We start from the raw sequence: 14,024 nt of genomic DNA on the forward strand, positions 1-14,024 counted from the left end.
CGGGATATCCTTGTATCAAGCAAAATCGGCCCGCGCGGCCAATCGATCGGCAGCACGTTCAAAACGGGTGCGGGTTGCCGTGCGCGCGGCCTCCGTGTTTCCGGCACGCAGAGCGTCAAGCACAGCGCTGTGTTCGGCAATAATCTCCGGCCCAAATTCCGAGGCCGCAGCGTTTTTCAGGAACGCTGAGCGCAGATTATTCTGGATGTTTGCTTCGATCATCGCGACGACCTCGGCATAATAGGGATTGTTCGACGCCTCGGTGATGTAGCGATAAAGCAGCAGTTCGCTATCGACCCGCTCTTCGAGCGCATCAGAAGGGCCACGTTCGTCTGCGACAACCATGCGCTTGAAGGCAGCTTCGATCTGCGCCAGTTGATCGGATGTGCGCGTGCTTGCCGCCAATGCCGAGGCCCCTGCCTGAACGCCTGTGCGCAACTGCAAGAGCTGAACAATCTGCTTTCGCTTTTCAAAACAGGCGGGGCTGATTCGAAAGGCGGCCCGTTGCGACGCGTCCGTGACAAATGCACCCACGCCCCGCCGAGAATCCACGATACCATCATAACGCAGCAGAGATATGGCCTCTCGCACAACGGTTCGGGCCACGCCAAAGCGCTTTGACAGCTCCGATTCTGTTGGCAAGCGATCGCCCGGCATCAACTGCCCACCCTCGATCGCACCAATGATGGAAACCGCGACTTCGTCCGGCAAACGGCGCGGGCGATCGATCCGATCAAAAAGATTCGCACTGTCTGACATCAAAAATTCTCCAAAATTAAGGCTGTTGCGTCCTTAGCATAGGGTCTCTGACAGCCATTATCAAATGGGATATGATAAAACAGGTTGTCTGACAACTGTTTTAATGCTTTGGTGAACGAAATTGGGAGAAACATATGAGAATCGGGTTGATTGGCCTTGGCGGCATGGGGCGTGGACTGGCCAAGAACATGGCGGCAAAAGGTGTCGACATAACAGTTTCGGATCTGGATCAAGCGCGCGTTGATCACGCCGTAGGTCTGGGGGCGAAGGAAGGAAGCACAGCCGCGCAGATGGCTTCTGACTGCAATGTATTGATGATCTGCGTCACCACAGCCGAGGCAGTGCAAGGCATAGCTTTGGGCCCGGATGGCGCACTGTCACACATGTCCCCTGGCGACGTTCTGGTAGATCACACAACCGTATCTGCCGAACACGTAGACCTCATGCGTGCACAATGCGACGCCGTCGGTGTCCGCTACGCCGAAGCGCCGATGACGCGCACCCCGGCACACGCCGACCGCGGAGAGGTCAACATCCTGTTTGGTGGTGACGAAGACCTGATCGAACATCTTCGCCCGGTATTTGAAACCTATGCCGAAAACATTTTTCATGTCGGGCCCGCCGGTCATGCGATCCGCCTCAAGTTGATCCACAATTACATCGCCTTCGCCAATGTCGCGACCTTCTGCGAAGGCTTCGCGCTGGCGGCAAAAGAAGGTCTCGATATGAGCAAGGTCATCGGGATTATCTCCGCTGCTGGCGGGAAATCGGGGATGATGGACCTTTATGGCGAATTGACCCTGCTCCGGGACTTTACCCCGCATATGTCCCTGTCCAACGCCCAAAAGGACGTTCGCTATTACGCTGAATGGCTGGAACAAGCAGGCCTGCCCGGCTTTATGGCGCAGTCCGTTCATCAAACCTACGCGCTGGCCTCGATCATGGGGCATGGCGACGAAGGCTGCACAGCCGTCATCAAGGCATACGAAGATCTAACCGGGGTCGAGGCGAAACTGCCCGAGGCACAATAGGCCTTGCCCCAAACACATGCCGCAATGGGTCATCTGCGCGGCGCAATAACTGCATTACGGGAGGAAACCAAATGCTCAAGAAACTACTCATCACCGGCGCGATAACGGCGCTTATGTCCGGAACGGCGTTCGCACAGGATGTCACGCTGCGGCTCGCACATTTCGCGGCCGAGGCGCATCCGGGTCACATCGCCGCGCAGGCCTTTGCCAAAGCGGTTTCTGAGCGCACGGATGGCGCCGTCGCGGTGGAACTCTTCCCGGCCAACCAGCTTGGCAGCCCGCCAGAGCAGCTTGAGCAAACTGTTCTCGGTGCCATCGAAATGAACCTGCCTACGCAGGGTGCGCTCGACAAATACGAAAAGGCATTTGGCACGGTGATGACGCCATTCGCTTTCTCCAGCTATGAAGAAGCGCATGCGATCCTCGATGGCCCGTTCATGGACTGGGCCGCGCCCAAGCTCGAAAAGCAGGGCCTCGTTATGCTGTCGAACTGGGAATACGGATTTCGCAACATCACCAACTCCGTTCGCCCGATCAATTCACCCAGCGATGTTGCAGGTTTGAAACTGCGCACCCCGTCAGAGTTGCAAATTGTAGCGGCCATGGAAGGGCTAGGCGCGGCGACAACGCAAATTGCCTTCCCCGAACTTCCCAATGCATTGAATCAGGGTGTTGTTGACGGGCAGGAAAACCCGATTGGCGTCATCTATCACTTCAAGCTGAATGATTTCCAAACCAATCTTGCCGTCACGCGCCACGTCTACAATTCCATGGTGCATGTCATCAACAAGGACGTCTTTGACGCGCTCACCCCAGCGCAGCAGACCATTCTGCGTGAAGAAAGCAAACGCGCGGGCGACATGATGCGCGCCGCTGTGATCGCTCAAGAAGAAGACGAGATCGCGGCGCTTGAAGCGGCTGGCATGGCCGTGACACGTCCGGATCTCGCCCCCTTTGCAGCCCTCATGGGCCCAGCGCGGGCGCGGGTTGCCAAGTTCTCCGGCAAGGAGAACATGGACACCTTCCTCAGCTTCCTGAAGTAACCCATAGGTTGCCCGCGGTCCAATGGGTCGCGGGCGGCCCCATTCAGGACTTATCACATGACGACGTTTATCATTCTGGGTGTGCTGGTGCTGTTGATCGCCATTGGTGTGCCGATTGCGGTTTCGCTAGGCCTGACGGCGGTTGGCTTTTACGCATTGCAAGGCGACTTTCGCATTCTCGCAATGCTGCCGCAGCGCATGTTCTCCGCAACAACCGGCTTCACTCTTCTGGCGATCCCGTTTTTCATTCTGGCGGGCACGCTGATGAATACAGGCGGCATCACCGAACGCATCTTTCGCTTTGCCAATGCCTGTGTGGGTCATGTGCGCGGCGGGTTGGGTCAGGTCAACGTCCTGGCATCGCTCTTTTTCTCCGGCATGTCCGGGGCTGCAGTGGCGGATGCTGCCGGTTTGGGACAGGTTGAACTCAAGGCGATGGCCGACAAGGGCTATGATCCCGACTTCAGCGCGGCGATCACCGCGGCCTCTTCAACCATTGGGCCGGTGTTTCCCCCCTCGATCCCATTTGTCCTTTATTCCTCTATCACCGGCGTGTCAGTCGCACAGTTGTTCCTTGCCGGCGTGGTCCCGGGCGTTCTGATGGCGCTGGCCCTGATGGGGGCGGTCTGGCTGGTGGCATTGCGCCACAAGATGCCGCGAGCCGATCACATTGACTGGTCCGAGATCTGGGAAAGTTTCAAGGGCGCTGCCCTCTCCCTCTTGACCCCGGTCATCATCATCGCGGGTATTTTTGGTGGGCTCTTCACACCCACCGAGGCCGGCGTTGCCGCCAGCGCCTATGCAATGTTCCTGTCCATGATCGTCTACCGCGAGATTACCCCGCGCGACCTGCCCGGCATTTTCTGGAGCACTCTGCAACACACCATTCGCGTGATGTTTGTCATCGCCGCAGCAGGTTTCTTTGGCTGGCTTCTGGTCCACCAGCGCGTGCCGGATGCGCTTGTTTCCTCGATGGTTGGGTTTTCTGAAAATCCCGCCGTGATTCTGGTTATCGTCGTCGCGATCCTGCTGGTGTTGGGCATGTTCCTAGAGGGGATTGCCGTTATCGTGTTGACCGTGCCGTTGTTCCTGCCGGTGATGCAGCAGATTGGTGTCGATCCGGTTCAGTTTGGTGTGATCATGATCATGTGCTCAATGCTGGGCCTGCTCACTCCGCCAGTTGGAATGGTGCTTTTTGCCGTTGCTTCGGTGGCGCAGATGCCAGTCGGGCGTCTGTCCCGCGCCCTTGTGCCCTATCTCATCGGTCTTGCACTGGTTCTTGTGTTGGTCGTCGCGGTGCCGGGAGTCTCGACCTGGCTGCCCAATCTGGTGATGGGACCATGAGCGCGCTGGATCACCGCATCGGTCAGCTTTTGCGGATCATCCCGATCACATGCCTTAGCCTGCTGTTCCTGCTGCTGTTCATCAACGTGGTCGCGCGGACCTTCCAGCTTGCTGGTTTCGCGTGGTTCGATGAGGTGGTGCAGGGCCTCTTTGCCTGGATGGTCTTTATCGGCGCCGCTGCCCTTTGGCGGGACAAGGATCATTTTCAGGTTCATTGGCTGATAGACGCCTTGCCACCAGCGCCCTCGCGCCTGCTGCGCATTTTGATTGCGCTCATCAGCCTGTGCTTCTTGTCCGCAATGACATGGTACGGCGCGTCCCTCACCCTTGATGCACGTGCGCTGACCCCGATTCTCGATCTGCCGACATCCTTGTTCTATGCCGCCATCCCCATCTCGGGCGCAGTGATGAGCATCTATGCCTGCGTCGATCTTTTCAAATTAACCACCAACAAGGAGATCAATTCATGATCTATGATCACCGCACCTATACCTGCCATCCGGGCCGGATCAAAAAACACATGCAGCTCTATGCCGATCACGGCTGGGAAGTGCAGCGCAAGCATTTGGGTGAGCCCGCGGTCTATGGCGCGGTCGAAACCGGTGACGTTAATTCCTACGTTCATATCTGGGTCTACAAAGATGCGGCAGACCGCAGCGCCAGACGCGCCGCGCTGGCTGCGGACCCGGACTGGCAGAAGTTTCTTAAACTCAGCAGCGAAAGCGGCAATCTTGCCAGTCAGGTCAATACGATCCTGACCCCTGCCCCCTTCTTTGAGCCCAAATAAGCGATCAACCAGCCGCCAGAACGTCGAAGACAGTGTGGCACACGCGCGTCTTCGACCCGTTTCCGCAGTGTTGACCGTTTTCGCAATCATTGCAGTCGTCGCGATGTGGCGGGCCAAAAGGGAACCATCAACCTAGGATCAAAAAAACAACCGGCGCTACCCCGGCTTCCAGCAAACGCCCAGCAGAACCGCATCGGTTGCACCTGTGGAGACATAGGCGTGGCCAAGCCCGGAATCGAAATAGAGGTTGTCACCGGGGTAGAGCACCACAGGATCACGCCCCTTGAGGTAAACGGTCACTTCGCCTTTGAGGATATGAATGAACTCTTCCCCCGGATGCGCAATGAAATCTTCGAAGGTCGAGAAACTGTTGGCTTTGACATGGCCAATCATCGGGATCATGTGTTTGCCCGCCAAATCACCGGCAATCATTTCGTAGTCATAAGTGTCAGAGCGGTGAATCGGCCCCTCACCCGCGCGGGTGATGGTCACGGAACCACGCGAAAACCCCTCGGCGTCAGCGTCGAAAAGTTCGCCCACGTCCATGCCCAACCCCTGCGCCAGTCGCATGAACCGGTCATAAGTCAAAGAAATTTCGCCGCGTTCCATCTTGGAAATGGTCGAAACAGCCAGACCCGTGCGATCCGCTAAATCCTTGAGTTTCCAGCCACGTGCCTTGCGAATTTGGCGCACGCGCACGCCAAGGGACGATTCTGATGCGGTGTCCGTTGGGTCCAAATTCAGGGATGAAGTGAGTTCAGAATTTTCCAATGCGAAAATTTCCCTATTTTCCGATTGGAAAACATGTTACCACCACTCCCATCGTAAGCCAATGGAATCCGGAACCAAGCAAAGTGACCTCCAAAGCGATGGACCAGAGTTTTGATTTTGCCGTGATCGGCGCGGGGATCGCAGGTGCTTCGATTGCGGCTGAATTGTCGGCGCAAGCCCGTGTCGTCCTGATCGAAATGGAAGCGCAACCGGGCTATCATACCACAGGCAGATCAGCGGCGGTTTTTGCACCTATCTATGGCCCGGCTCCGGTGCGGGCGCTGACCCGCGCGTCAGAGCCGTTTTTCCGCACCCCGCCCGACGGCTTTGCCCAGGAAGACCTGTTCGCGCCGCGCAAGATCCTGATGATGGCCCGTGCAGATCAGGAACCATCGCTCGACACACTTTTGTCCGAGGTGGGCGCCGCCGCCTCCGTATCGCGACTGGACGAAGCTGCTTTGCTTGAAGTCAATCCACTGGTGCGACCGGGCTATGCCAAATGGGCGATGCTGGACAGCAACGGTCAGGACATAGACGTGGCCGCGCTGCACCAGGGGTATCTGAGACAGTTCAAGACCTTGGGCGGTACACTTCTGACCCGGAGTGAATTGCATTCCCTTACGCGCAGCGGCGCAAGCTGGGAATTGCAACTGAAAACCGCGGCCATAAACGCTGGGGTGGTGGTAAACGCAGCCGGCGCTTGGGCTGATGTGGTTGGCAAAATGGCGGGCATCGCGGAAATTGGCCTGACACCGAAACGCCGCACCGCCGCAATCATCGCAGCGCCGCAAACACTGGCGACAGATCACCTGCCGATCACCATCGACATCGACGAACAGTTTTACCTGAAACCCGATGCCGGGCGTTTGCTGATCTCTCCTGCAGACGAAACGCCTTCTGCCCCCTGTGATGCCCAACCGGAGGAAATGGATATCGCGATCTGCGTCGACCGGATTGAAACGGCTTTTGACGTTGCCGTGCGCCGCATTGAAAACAAGTGGGCAGGTCTGCGCAGCTTTGTTCAGGACAAATCACCCGTTGCTGGATACGCCGAAGATGCAGAAGGGTTCTATTGGCTTGCCGGTCAAGGCGGCTACGGCATTCAATCATCGCCAGCACTGGCACGTTTTGCAGCCTCTCAGGTGCTGCGGCGCGATGTGCCACAAGACATCGTTGATCAAGGGGTTCGCGTGCAAGATCTGTCGCCCGCACGGCTGAGGGTTCCGGCTTGATCTGGCTGCTTCCTTTGACTGTGGTCCTGCTTCTGGGATCGGGATTGGCCTTGGCCTATGTCATCGGCGGTGTTGCCGTCCTGTCGTTCATCGCAACCGAAAATGCGCGATACTTGGCAATCCTGCCGCAAAAGGTGTTTTCGCAAATCAGCGTGTTTTCCTTGTTGGCCATGCCGCTTTTCATTCTGGCGGGCGAGTTGATGAACCGCGGCGGCGTGACAAAGGCGCTGATTGACCTGAGCATGGCACTGGTCGGACGGCTGCGCGGCGGACTTGGCCATGTGAACATCATGACCAGCGTCTTCTTTGCCGGAATCTCTGGATCGGCCATCGCAGATGCAGCAGCACTTTCAAACACGCTTGTGCCTGCAATGAAAGAACGTGGTTACTCCGAAACATATGCCGGTGCGATCACGGCGGCCTCTGCCATCATCGGCCCGATTGTACCACCATCCATCATCCTCATTTTCTATGGCGCGCTGATGCAGACCTCGGTGGCTGCATTGTTTGTGGCCGGCATCATTCCGGGGCTCTTGCTTGCCGCTGTTCTGTTTGTGATGAACGCCTTTTTCGCCTGGAAAGAGGACCACCCGCGCCTGTCCAAGGAAGAGGCCGTTGCCATCCTTCCCGCAGTTCGCGCCGCGCTGCCTGCGCTGTCGCTGCCGTTGATCATTGTCGGCGGGATCGTGTTTGGCTGGATGACGCCAACCGAAGCGGCCGCCGTGGCCGTTGTTGCCGCATTCGTCGCGGGATATTTCTATACTGGATTTTCTTTGGCCGATCTGCGCGAAAGCCTTGAGCGGACGGCGACCTTGACCGGATCGATCTTCATCATTCTGTGCGCCGTTGCCGCCCTGGGGCATGTTGCCTCGCTTGAACGGGTGCCGCAGGCGATCTCAGTTGCCGTTGAAAATCTGGGGCTTGGGCCGATTGGTTTTCTGTTGTTGATGAACCTGATTTTCATCTTCGCAGGCATGCTGCTGGACATCACGGTTGCCCTTGCGCTTTTGGTGCCGTTGCTGGCGCCTGTTGCCCTGTTGAACGGGGCCGATCCTGTCCACCTGGGGATCGTGATCTGTTTCAATTTGTCGATTGGACTGGTGTCGCCGCCTTTGGGGGGCTGCCTGCTGATCGTCTCGACCGTGACTGGCATGAACTATTGGGCATTGGCCGCAAAGGTCATTCCCTTCGTCATTGCGGAAATACTCGTGTTGGGCCTGTTGGTCTTTGTGCCGGACATTTCATTGGTCCTGCCAAGGCTCATGGGTCTGTGGAATTAACTGATGACTTCAAATCTGGGAGGATGACTATGACAATTTCGAAAACTCTGATGGGCGCGGCAAGCGCTTTGGTGCTGGGACTTGCAGCGCCGGCATTCGCTGAAATCAAGGTCGCGCTCGACAGCCCCGCCAGCATGGATTCGGGCACCTATGTCTGGGCGCATACCTTTACCGAATATCTGAACGCGAACGGTATGGAAGCGGTAGAATACGAACGGGGCGCCCTTGGCGGCGAGGCGGAAAAACTTGATCAAGTCAGCCAAGGCTTGCTTGAAGTGTCCATGTCCGACGTGAAATCCGCCGGGACACTTGATGGCACGATCTTTGGGGTCTTTCTCCCCTACTTTTTTGAGGACTACCACCAGATCGACAAGGCCATGACCAAAGGCGGGATGCTGGAACGGATCAACGCAGGCACCACGCCCAAAGGGGTCCGCGTGGCCAACGTGGTTTATCTTGGCGATGCCGCCGGGATCTTCACAACCAACAAATCCGTAAAATCCATGGCGGACATGGAGGGTTTGCGCATGCGGGCGCTGGACGAAGCACAGATCGAAATCTTCAAAGCCTGGGGTGCACAGGGCACAATTGTCAGCTGGGCCGAGGTGCCAAACGCGTTGCAAACCGGTGTGGCTGACGGATATCTGAACCCATCCTTTGTACCGCTTCTCTTTGGCCACACAGGATTTATCAAACATTTCACCGACGCTCAGATCGTGCCGTCCTCACGCGCTGCGGTGATGTCCGAAGATTGGTATCAAGGCCTGTCCGATGCAGAGCGCGACACCGTCAATGCAGCCATAGAGGCGGCCAACACCGCAAACCGCGAATGGCTCAAGAACCAGGCATCGGTTCTGGATAAACTGGAAGAGGCCGGTGTCGAAGTGATCAAGCTCGACGACGCAAAACGCGGCGAATTCCGCGAGGCATCCCAAGCCATCTGGGGCAACATCCCGATGCCAGACGGCGCGCTTGACGCATGGAAAGCGGCGATCAAGGACTAAACGGATGCGTGCGATTGCCCATATGCTGGACCGGCTGTCCTACCACCTGCACCGGATCGCTCTGGTTTGTGCTGTCTTGGCGGTGCTGGTGCTGTTGGCGGCTGCCGGCTGGCAGGTGATCGCACGCTACTTTCTCGCTCAACCGCCCGCCTGGACCGAAGAGCTTGCCCGCTTTTCGATGGTTTGGGCCGGGTTGCTGGGTGCGTCCTGCGCGTTTCGTATGAACGCAGATCCGTCTTTGTTTCCCGCCCTGCAAAACCCAAAAGGCACCATTGGCAAACTGCGTGCCGTCTTAAGAACCATCGGCGTGCTGGCCTTTATCTCCCCAATCCTCTGGTATTCCTTCTTTGGTCCAAACATGAACCCCGCCCGCGGCTATCTGGCGCGTTTGGCCGGACGGCAAGCAGAGACAATGGATGTGCCAATGTCGTTGTTTGGTATCGCCATTCCCATCGCGTTCACCCTGATTGCCATTCACCTGATCGCACAATTGGTCGGCGCCTTTGCGGACCAAACTGAAAGGAACCCTTCATGAAAGTCTTGATTGCCGGGATTGCCACCGAATCCAACAGCTTCTCTCCCATTCCAACGGGTGAGCAATCGTTTGAAGAGACCTTTGTGTCGCGCCGGGCCACCGAGGAGACCCCAAACCTGTTTTCCGCGCCACTTCACGAATGGCGCGCCGCCGCCGAGGCGCGTGGTTGGGAAGTGGTCGAAAGTCTCAGTGCCTTTGCCCAGCCGGCCGGACCAACCATCCGTTCCGTATACGAAAAATATCGCGATGAGATACTGTCCGATATCGAGGCCGCCCAACCGGATATCATCTTGCTAAGCATGCATGGCGCGATGATCGCCGATGGCTATGATGATTGCGAAGGCGATCTGGCCAAACGCGCCCGTTCCATCATGGGAGACAAGGCCATCATAGGGATGGAGCTGGACCCCCATCACCATCTGACCGAAGACATGATGCAAGCAATGGATGCCATTGTCGCCTATAAGGAATACCCTCACACCGACAGCCGTGAACGCGCACAAGAGCTGTTTGCAATCGTTGCGGATACCGCCGAAGACAAGATCAAACCGGTGATGCGGGATTACGATTGCCGCATGCTCACGATGTATCACACGCCTTTCGAGCCAGCGCGCAGTTTTGTCGATGAAATGATGGCCCGAGAAGGGCAAGACGGGGTTCTGAGCCTCTCTTTGACCCACGGATTTCCATGGGGCGACAGTCCGCGCACCGGGACACGCATGATCGCCATCACCGATGGAAACGCTGACCAGGCCGAGGCTGTCGCCAAAGAGTTTGGAATGAAGCTATGGGGCTTGCGCGAACAGCTTCGCGCGTCTTATCCGTCCATTTCCGAAGCTCTGGACAAGGTCCAATCTGGCACCGAGTTTCCCTTCGTCCTGGCCGATTTTGCCGATAACGCGGGCGGCGGGGCACCGTCGGATTCAACTTTTGTGCTGCAGGAAGTGCTGGCCAAAGGCATGAAGGACGTCGCCCTTGGCATCTACTGGGATCCGATCATGGTGCGCATGTGTACCGAGGCAGGCGTAGGCAGTACCATGGATGTCAGGATCGGTGGCAAACTGGGCAAGACCTCCGGCGATCCGGTTGATTTGCGCGTGACGGTACGCGGTGCAAAAAGTGACATGGCGCAGGAACTTGGCGGCAGTAAAATGCCGATGGGCAACGCCGTTTGGCTCGAAGCGGACGGCGTGCATCTTGTGGTCAATGATTTGCGCAGCCAGACATTTCACCCCAGCGCCTTTACCGATCTGGGAATAGACCTGCAAACGATGAAAGCTGTCATCGTGAAAAGCTCGCAACATTTCTACGCAGGTTTTGCGCCCATCGCTTCAGAGGTTATTCACATGAAAGGGCCAGGGGCGATCCCACCCGATTTCACAATCATCCCCTTCACCAAGCGGGATGACAATTACTGGCCCAAGACGGAAAACCCCTTTGATTGAAATCAGTCCCCGCCGGCCCGAGACTTCTAGAGGTCAGGAGTTTACCCTTCCGGCCCTTCACTCAGAATGCACAGAACCCGCGCATCTTTCGTCAAATGCAAATCCTGACGTTGGTCAGCCGATGTGGCCAGCAAGGCCGCAACACCAGCAGCACCGGATTCCGTCGATGGCCACCCGGCCACCATCATAGCGCCAGCGCCCGCTTCGGCCTCAGCCTCGGACAGTAAAACAAAATCATCCGCATCGCGTGCCAACCCCTTGAGGGCAATCAGCGATGGCATTTTGCAATCCAAACGCCCCATATTGCTGACCGGACCGCCGGCTTCGGTTGGCTTACCGGCGGCGATGGAACTGTGCAGCGCTGCTGCAAATGCCGGTTCCACCACGATTATTCTTGGCGCATCGCCCCACGCCTGCCGTGCCAGCGCCGCGCATGATCCCGCAAGGCCGCCAACGCCCGCCTGCAAAAAAATATGGCTGGGCACTTGCTCCATCTGTTCAATCGCCTCCGCCATGAGGGCAAGATACCCCTCCATCACGCGGTAGGGGTAATCCATATATCCCTCCCACGAACTGTCCGACAAAAGCCACCAGCCATTGTCAGTCGCAGCTTGCGCCGCTGCGACCATGGACGCCTCATAATTGTCTCCAGCCCGCACCACCTCAGCCCCTTGATCTGACAAGCGGGCAGCAAAGGCTTCAGGCACGGTTTCGGCGATATAGACAACCGCTTTCGCCCCAAATGCAGCCGCCCCTGCGGCCACGGACATGCCGTGATTTCCCGCGCTGGCCGTTACATAGGTTGCGCCTTTTGCACGACCCTGCTCTGCGTCATGAGCAATAGCGTAAGCCGCGCCCAGCGCCTTGAAACTGCCCAGCCCCATCCGGGCGCGTTCGTCCTTGATCCACACTTCAGCCACTTCTGCCTGTGCCGCAATTGGTTTGGCTGGCATCAGCGGCGTTTGCCCCGCCGCCGGGCACCGCCGGAGCAACGCCATCGGCGCATCCGCATCAACCGACGGAAAAGGAACACGATCAAGGCCAGTCACGGCTGCCGGGCGGGTGTTGTGCAAAATATCCATGCCAGCACTCCATTACGCAGCCGCCCACAGGTCAAGCGATTTACGGCCTCTTTTGCGGAAAACACTTCGCCATTGGACAACCAGCGACGTCGCTTATGTGCAAGCCTGAGTGCAAATCAGAAAGGGTTCGCCATGACAGATCAAGCTATAGCGCCAGCGCGCTCCGGCGGCCGCGCCGCCCGGCGGGCCCTGCGGAAAGCCACCAATGTTTGCATGCTGCCTGGCATCCACAACAAGATCCCCACCTGCGAAATCATGACGGGATCACAGGTGAAACGTATTGATGCGGCCTCCATGGACATTCTGGAAAATGTCGGCGTGGTGTTCCGCGATGACATCGCTCTCGCGGATTGGCGCAAGGCCGGGGCCAAGGTGGTCGGCGACCGTGTGTATCTGGATCGCGGACTGGTGCGCAATCTGATCGCATCCATTCCAGCGCGGTTCACATACCAAGCCCGCGATCCAAACAAGAACCTCGCCCTTGGCGGGCGCGACGCGATGTTTGTCCCGATGACCGGTGCCCCTTATCTGCGTGATCTCGATGATGTGCGCCGCAATCCGACGCTGGATGATTTGGCGATGTTCCACAAGCTGGCCCATATGATGCCCGCCCTGCATTCCAGCGCCCATCACATCGTCGAGCCTTATGATCACGCGATCAGCCAGCGTCATCTGCGGATCACGTATTCATCCATGAAATACTCCGACAAAACTTTCATGGGGATGACCACCAGCCCCAAAAACGCCGAAGACGTCATCGACATGTGCCGCATCCTGTTCGGGTCCGGATTTGTTGAACAGCACCCTGTCGTTACTGGCAATTGCAATGGCAATTCGCCGCTGGTTTGGGACGAGACCATGCTTGGCGCAATGCGGGCCTTCTGCCGCGCCAATCAACCGGTGCTGTGTTCGCCCTTCGTGCTGGGCGGGGCCAATACGCCCGCCTCTGTCGCCGCCTCTGTTGCGCAGTTGAACGCCGAAGCCCTATCGGCACTGGCCTACACGCAGGTGATCCGCAAAGGTTGCCCTGCGATCTATGGTCATTACCTCTCCAGCGTCAGCATGAAGTCGGGCGCGCCGATGGCAGGCACGCCGGAAATCTCATTGATGAACTTTATGATTGGCCAAATGGCGCGGCACTACGATGTGCCATGGCGGACCTCGAACACATTGGGCGGGGCCAAGACATTCGACGCACAGGCCGGGTATGAAAGTGCCACGACCCTCTCATCGGTGATGCATGCAGGTGCCAACTACATCTGGCACTCGGCGGGTTGGAACGAAGCGGGTATGCATTGTTCAGTCGCAAAATTCATCGTCGATGCCGAACAATGCGCCATGGCACACCGCATGGCGCAAGGTCCAAACTTTGACGATTTTGAGGAGGCGCTTGCCGCCGTACCCGATGTTGGACCAGGCGGGCATTACCTTGGCCATCCTCACACCCAAGATAATTTTCAAACCGCGTTCTTTATGCCTGAACTATTCGACAACAACTCCATCGAACAATGGCAGGCGGACGGCAGCAAAGAAATCACCGAACGCGCTCTGATCCATGCCCGCAAGTTACTATCCGAATACCAAGAGCCGCATCTCGACATCGCAAAGGATGAAGAGTTACGTGCATATATTGCCAAACGTGAGGCCGAAATCCCGGCCTGCGACGAACTCAACCAAAGCTACTAAAGCGCTGCCCCGCTTCATTTGGCTG

General features: G+C 57.5%; 14 protein-coding genes. 11 read left to right on the forward strand and 3 right to left on the reverse strand.

Going from position 1 to position 14,024, the window contains the following annotated elements; all coding sequences use genetic code 11:
* Nucleotides 1-15 precede the first annotated feature (15 nt).
* A complete protein-coding gene (locus tag JNX03_RS12520) occupies nucleotides 16-759 on the reverse strand; it encodes a FadR/GntR family transcriptional regulator (RefSeq protein ID WP_203209363.1) in 744 nt (247 codons plus the stop codon).
* 134 nt (nucleotides 760-893) lie between these two features.
* Between JNX03_RS12520 and JNX03_RS12525 the strand changes: the two genes are divergently transcribed.
* From JNX03_RS12525 to JNX03_RS12545, 5 genes are all read left to right on the forward strand, one after another.
* Nucleotides 894-1,790 carry an NAD(P)-dependent oxidoreductase gene (locus tag JNX03_RS12525; protein ID WP_203209364.1) on the forward strand — a complete coding sequence of 299 codons (897 nt, stop codon included), beginning with the start codon at nucleotides 894-896 and terminating at the stop codon, nucleotides 1,788-1,790.
* A gap of 71 nt (nucleotides 1,791-1,861) precedes the next feature.
* A complete protein-coding gene (locus tag JNX03_RS12530) occupies nucleotides 1,862-2,833 on the forward strand; it encodes a TRAP transporter substrate-binding protein (protein WP_203209365.1) in 972 nt (323 codons plus the stop codon).
* 57 nt (nucleotides 2,834-2,890) lie between these two features.
* Nucleotides 2,891-4,177, forward strand: a complete 1,287-nt coding sequence (locus JNX03_RS12535) for a TRAP transporter large permease (RefSeq protein WP_203209366.1) — start codon at nucleotides 2,891-2,893, stop codon at nucleotides 4,175-4,177.
* The gene (locus JNX03_RS12540) at nucleotides 4,174-4,647 is read left to right on the forward strand and encodes a TRAP transporter small permease (protein ID WP_203209367.1); all 474 of its coding nucleotides are present in this window, start codon (nucleotides 4,174-4,176) and stop codon (nucleotides 4,645-4,647) included. The genes JNX03_RS12535 and JNX03_RS12540 overlap by 4 nt, the downstream gene beginning before the upstream one ends.
* A complete protein-coding gene (locus tag JNX03_RS12545; protein WP_203209368.1) occupies nucleotides 4,644-4,964 on the forward strand; it encodes an NIPSNAP family protein in 321 nt (106 codons plus the stop codon). Before JNX03_RS12540 ends, JNX03_RS12545 begins: the two co-directional genes overlap by 4 nt.
* 156 nt (nucleotides 4,965-5,120) lie before the next feature.
* On the opposite strand, the gene JNX03_RS12550 is transcribed toward JNX03_RS12545, so the two are convergent.
* The gene (locus JNX03_RS12550; protein WP_231024193.1) at nucleotides 5,121-5,657 is read right to left on the reverse strand and encodes a helix-turn-helix domain-containing protein; all 537 of its coding nucleotides are present in this window, start codon (nucleotides 5,655-5,657) and stop codon (nucleotides 5,121-5,123) included.
* A gap of 176 nt (nucleotides 5,658-5,833) precedes the next feature.
* Here JNX03_RS12550 and JNX03_RS12555 point away from each other — a divergent pair, with 176 nt between their 5' ends.
* The 5 genes from JNX03_RS12555 to JNX03_RS12575 are packed head-to-tail and all read left to right on the forward strand — an operon-like array spanning nucleotide 5,834 to nucleotide 11,231.
* The gene (locus JNX03_RS12555; RefSeq protein WP_203209370.1) at nucleotides 5,834-6,967 is read left to right on the forward strand and encodes an NAD(P)/FAD-dependent oxidoreductase; all 1,134 of its coding nucleotides are present in this window, start codon (nucleotides 5,834-5,836) and stop codon (nucleotides 6,965-6,967) included.
* Nucleotides 6,964-8,247 (forward strand): TRAP transporter large permease, encoded by a 1,284-nt coding sequence (locus JNX03_RS12560; RefSeq protein WP_203209371.1) that lies wholly within the window; start codon nucleotides 6,964-6,966, stop codon nucleotides 8,245-8,247. The genes JNX03_RS12555 and JNX03_RS12560 overlap by 4 nt, the downstream gene beginning before the upstream one ends.
* A 29-nt stretch (nucleotides 8,248-8,276) precedes the next feature.
* Nucleotides 8,277-9,251 carry a TRAP transporter substrate-binding protein gene (locus tag JNX03_RS12565; protein WP_231024192.1) on the forward strand — a complete coding sequence of 325 codons (975 nt, stop codon included), beginning with the start codon at nucleotides 8,277-8,279 and terminating at the stop codon, nucleotides 9,249-9,251.
* 4 nt (nucleotides 9,252-9,255) lie between these two features.
* Entirely contained in the window at nucleotides 9,256-9,786 is a 531-nt protein-coding gene (locus tag JNX03_RS12570) for a TRAP transporter small permease (protein WP_203209373.1), read from the forward strand.
* Nucleotides 9,783-11,231, forward strand: a complete 1,449-nt coding sequence (locus JNX03_RS12575) for a M81 family metallopeptidase (RefSeq protein WP_203209374.1) — start codon at nucleotides 9,783-9,785, stop codon at nucleotides 11,229-11,231. The genes JNX03_RS12570 and JNX03_RS12575 overlap by 4 nt, the downstream gene beginning before the upstream one ends.
* A 41-nt stretch (nucleotides 11,232-11,272) precedes the next feature.
* Here JNX03_RS12575 and JNX03_RS12580 read toward each other — a convergent pair whose 3' ends face one another.
* On the reverse strand, nucleotides 11,273-12,313 hold the full coding sequence (locus tag JNX03_RS12580; protein WP_203209375.1) for a pyridoxal-phosphate dependent enzyme: 1,041 nt from the start codon (nucleotides 12,311-12,313) through the stop codon (nucleotides 11,273-11,275).
* 132 nt (nucleotides 12,314-12,445) lie between these two features.
* Here JNX03_RS12580 and JNX03_RS12585 point away from each other — a divergent pair, with 132 nt between their 5' ends.
* Nucleotides 12,446-13,999 carry a trimethylamine methyltransferase family protein gene (locus JNX03_RS12585; protein ID WP_203209376.1) on the forward strand — a complete coding sequence of 518 codons (1,554 nt, stop codon included), beginning with the start codon at nucleotides 12,446-12,448 and terminating at the stop codon, nucleotides 13,997-13,999.
* Nucleotides 14,000-14,024: the final 25 nt, after the last annotated feature.

Origin of the sequence: Sulfitobacter mediterraneus (genome assembly GCF_016801775.1) — a bacterium.
GTDB lineage: Bacteria > Pseudomonadota > Alphaproteobacteria > Rhodobacterales > Rhodobacteraceae > Sulfitobacter > Sulfitobacter mediterraneus_A.